The 1,225-nt window shown below is 71.9% G+C and carries 1 protein-coding gene; it reads right to left on the reverse strand.

The genetic code is table 11. The features are described from left to right. Nucleotides 1-1,067 (reverse strand): IS110 family transposase (locus AB1460_RS37610; RefSeq protein ID WP_368967345.1); only part of this gene is annotated, 1,067 nt, incomplete at its 3' end. Nucleotides 1,068-1,225 lie beyond the last annotated feature (158 nt).

Genomic DNA, 1,225 nt, shown 5'->3' on the forward strand with positions numbered 1-1,225 from the left:
CAAGCCGCGAGCTGACGGTCATCTGCGGGCGCCGGTGAGGGCGGTGCGGTGTGGCTGCGCGCGTCGGCGCGGAGGGCGGTGAACACGACGTCGGACAGCCGGCGGCGCAGCAGACGGACGGCTTCGGTGCGGGTCTTACCGCGGGCGAGCTGACGGTCGACATAGTCCTTGCCGGGGCCGACGCCACGGATCTGGGTGACGGCGATCATGTGGAGGGCGGTGTTGATGGTGCGGTTCCCGCCACGGTTGAGCCGGACCTTCCCCGAGCTGTTGCCGGACCAGACCGGGATCGGCGCGGTGCCGGTGAACCGGGCGTAGGCGTCCTTGTCCCGGAACCGGTGCACACCCGCGGTCTCCCCGAGGATCATCGCCGCGCCCAGCACTCCGCACCCGGGAACAGCCAGCAGCGACGGAGCGAGCTGGCGGACGAGGATCCGTAGCTCGGCTTCCAACCCGTTGATCGTCCGGGTGAGCTCGCGGATGCGGTCCACGAGCTCGCGGGCGAGGCGGGCCACCAGGCCGCGGTGCGTCCGCAGTCGGTCGGCCAGGTCGTCCATGACGTTGTAGCGGCGCAGACCGCGGGAGGGCACGTGCAGGGTCGGGTCGAGTTCGTGCAGGTGCCAGCGCAGCCGGTTGACCGCCCGCGTGCGCTGGCGGACCAGGTCACGGCGGTAGTCGACCAGCAGCTTGACCTGGCGGGTCGGCCCGTCCAGCTCGGCGACCGGAAGGTCGTCGTGGCGCAGCGCGGCGATCGCGACGGCCTCGGCGTCGATCGGGTCGGACTTGCCTGGCTGCCGGCCGCCGCGGCGAGCCCCGGCCATGAGCCGGGTCGGTACCCGTACCACCCGCAGCCCCGCGCCGAGCAGGTCCTGCTCCAGCCTGCGGGTCAGGTGCCGGCAGTCCTCCAACGCGAAGGTCACCCGCTCCCACCGGCCCGCCCAGCACACCAGATCAAGATGGCCCTCGCTGGTGGCAGCCACGGTCTTCTCCCCGAGGCGGCGGCCCACCTCGTCGACCGCGACGACCGTGTGTGTCCGCTTGTGGGAGTCCACCCCAACTGTGATCATGCATGCTCCGTCCTGGCTGGCCGACATGTGATCGACGGCCGGGCGGATGGTGGGCACGCCTCAATCGGGCAGACAGCACGCTCCTATCAGGCCACACCGGCCGCCAGGCCGTGACCCGGCGAGGCCGCACATCGCTGGACAAGCCACCAGCCGAAGCC

Source organism: Parafrankia sp. FMc2, from assembly GCF_041008525.1.
Lineage (GTDB): Bacteria > Actinomycetota > Actinomycetes > Frankiales > Frankiaceae > Parafrankia.